Annotated in this window: 2 protein-coding genes and 2 tRNA genes; 3 read left to right on the forward strand and 1 reads right to left on the reverse strand. The window is 38.3% G+C overall.

Going from position 1 to position 2,774, the window contains the following annotated elements:
- Positions 1-9 precede the first annotated feature (9 nt).
- Positions 10-94: transfer RNA gene (locus BLP50_RS14060), tRNA-Leu, on the reverse strand.
- A gap of 208 nt (positions 95-302) precedes the next feature.
- Here BLP50_RS14060 and BLP50_RS14065 point away from each other — a divergent pair.
- The 3 genes from BLP50_RS14065 (at position 303) to BLP50_RS14075 (ending at position 2,765) form a co-directional block, all read left to right on the forward strand.
- Positions 303-1,667 (forward strand): MBOAT family O-acyltransferase, encoded by a 1,365-nt coding sequence (locus BLP50_RS14065; protein WP_242869291.1) that lies wholly within the window; start codon positions 303-305, stop codon positions 1,665-1,667.
- Between the two features lie 13 nt (positions 1,668-1,680).
- Positions 1,681-2,580, forward strand: coding sequence for a GDSL-type esterase/lipase family protein (locus tag BLP50_RS14070; RefSeq protein ID WP_090155880.1), 900 nt, complete (start codon positions 1,681-1,683; stop codon positions 2,578-2,580).
- Between the two features lie 100 nt (positions 2,581-2,680).
- Positions 2,681-2,765 (forward strand) — tRNA-Leu (locus tag BLP50_RS14075).
- Positions 2,766-2,774 lie beyond the last annotated feature (9 nt).

Raw genomic sequence — 2,774 nt, forward strand, 5'->3', positions numbered from 1 at the left:
TTTAAAGGATGCGGAAGGCGGGACTTGAACCCGCACGCTCGCAATGAGCACAAGATCCTTAGTCTTGCTCGTCTGCCAGTTCCGACACTTCCGCGCGACTTGATTATAATAACAAACCATCTATGCTGCGTCAAGGGATAAATGGTAATTTTTTTAATTTTTTGCAAGATTATCGAAAAGGGTCCGACATAGGTGGCAAAACTAGCGATAATTGCCAAGATTAAACGGATTGTTGCTCAAATATGTAAAATATTTGAGATTTAAGGTATACTAAATGTGAGTTATTGTATGGGAGAATGAAAATGACCTTTTCAGATTTGAATTTTATTTTTAGATTGTTGCCAATCTTTTTAATAATATATTATCTTACACCGGCCAAATTCAGACCATGGACCTTGCTGGCAGAGAGCCTTGTTTTCTATTACATCAATGAACCTATTCTCATTGTTGTTTTAGTGGCGGGGACTTTTGTGACTTGGTGTTTCGCCAAGATTAACATCTACAGGAGATGGAAGTGGCTTTTGGCTCTTGGGATTATTCTTGATGTGTCCTTGCTTGGCTTTTTTAAGGCGTGTGGAGTGCTGAAGCTTGGCATTATTATTCCTATCGGACTTAGTTATTTTGTATTCAAGTTGATTTCATATCAGGTTGATTCTTTTAGAGGCATGATAAGTGGCACTAGCTTTATCGATTTGGCTAATTATCTTTTGATGTTCCCTCAGATTATTTCAGGTCCAATTGCTAGATTTAACTACATAATTGAGAATGACTTCTGGCGTAAGGGACAGGATAAATTTGGTGCCAGATTTTATAAAGTAATTAGCAGGATAGAGGATGGCCTTAAGTATTTTGTTATTGGTTTATTCTTCAAGGTTATTATTGCAGACCACCTGGCTATTCTATGGAATGATATCAAGACTATAGGATATGAAAGTATCTCTACTCCACTTGCATGGCTTGGAGCATATACATATTCCCTTGATTTATATTTTGATTTCTGGGGATATTCTCTTATGGCAGCAGGTGTGGGCATCATGCTTGGATTCCCATTTATTAGGAACTTTGATCAGCCTTATTTTGCTTCTTCTATCTCAGATTTTTATAGAAGATGGCACAGTACACTTGGAACATGGTTTAGAGACTATGTGTATTTCCCACTTGGAGGCAATCGCAAGGGTTGGTTACGCACTGCCTTTAATCTTATCGTAGTGTGGATTTTCACTGGCATTTGGCATGGAATTACTTTAAACTTTCTGATTTGGGCAGGCGTGATTTGCTTTATCATTATGATAGAGAAGTTCGTGTTATCCCACGTAAAGTGGCTTTACATGATAATTGGACGCATTAATGTTTTGGTTATTATCCCTGTTACTTGGGTGATATTTGCTATTCACTCATTCAAGGATTTGCGAATTTACCTTCTTAGACTATTTCCAATTTGGGATATCAGTATTGCGGTAAATGGAAGTGACTATATCAAGTGCTTGAAGAGTTATTGGCCATTTTTAGCACTTGGCCTATTCTTCAGTATGCCATTTGTTACTAATATTTATAAGAAACATAAGGATAATTTTCTGATAGTACTAGGATTGTTTGGATTGTTCTGGGTAGCTATTTTTAGTCTTGCAAATTCCTCTGGCAATCCATTTATGTATCTTAGATTCTAGTTTGGGGAAATATATGAAAATAAAAGGATTTTTTCTGATTAGCTTAATAATTATAAGCTCCATAGGATTATCTGTGACAGCTTTTTATTCAAAGGACGGGATGTACTCGCCTTATTGGGGCAGTATCTTGGATAGACCTATTTTATCAACTGTTCTTACAGCAGCTGCAAATGGTGTTTATCCTTGGAGTCCAGATTCACCTGTTAAGAAGCCTCAGGCTGATGCGCAGGTTGAAAAGGAAAACAATATTAACAACAATACATCTAAGCCTGAGAGCGGCCATAATAAACCTGATACGCCAAAGGATGACAGGAAAAAGTTTACCACTGTGGATGATAGTTATTTTGAGGATGCACTGTTTATAGGTGATTCTCGCATGGTGGGCCTTTCTGAGTACTGTGAGGCTCTTGACACTAGGGCTACTTTTTATGCTAAGAAGTCACTTACCATCTACGATATCCGTGATAAGGAATGGATTCAGAGCGAAGATGGGCGGAAAATCACCCTCTGGGAAGCCCTTGAGGGACAGCAGTTTACCAAAATATATATAATGGTAGGCATCAATGAGATAGGCATTGGTGATCCAGAGTCATTTGGAGCAGCTTATAAGGAAGTTGTAGATGGCATAATGGCCAGTCAGCCTAATGCCATTGTTTACATTAACAGCATTATGCATGTTAATAAGGAAAAAAATGACAATGACGAGCTTTACAACAATACAAATATAGAGGCTAGAAATGAGGCTATCAAAAAACTGGCTGATGAAAAGAAGATTTTCTATATTAATATTAACGAGGCAGTGGATGATGAAGAGGGTAATTTGAACTCTGAATGGACCTCGGATGGAGTGCATTTGAAGGGGGCTTATTATGAGCCATGGCATCAATATTTACTGGGGCATGCAATAGTCTGAATTTTCTGATTTAGTGTGCTAAAGAAAGACACTTTAATTTGCTAAAAATCGTTGACTATTAGCGGTTCCTTTGCTATTATACTTCTTGTCGTTAAGACACGCGGAAGTGTCGGAACTGGCAGACGAGCAAGACTAAGGATCTTGTGCTCATTGCGAGCGTGCGGGTTCAAGTCCCGCCTTCCGCATCCTTTAAA

The sequence above is a fragment of the Pseudobutyrivibrio sp. AR14 genome (assembly GCF_900101325.1).
In the GTDB taxonomy this organism is placed as follows: domain Bacteria; phylum Bacillota; class Clostridia; order Lachnospirales; family Lachnospiraceae; genus Pseudobutyrivibrio.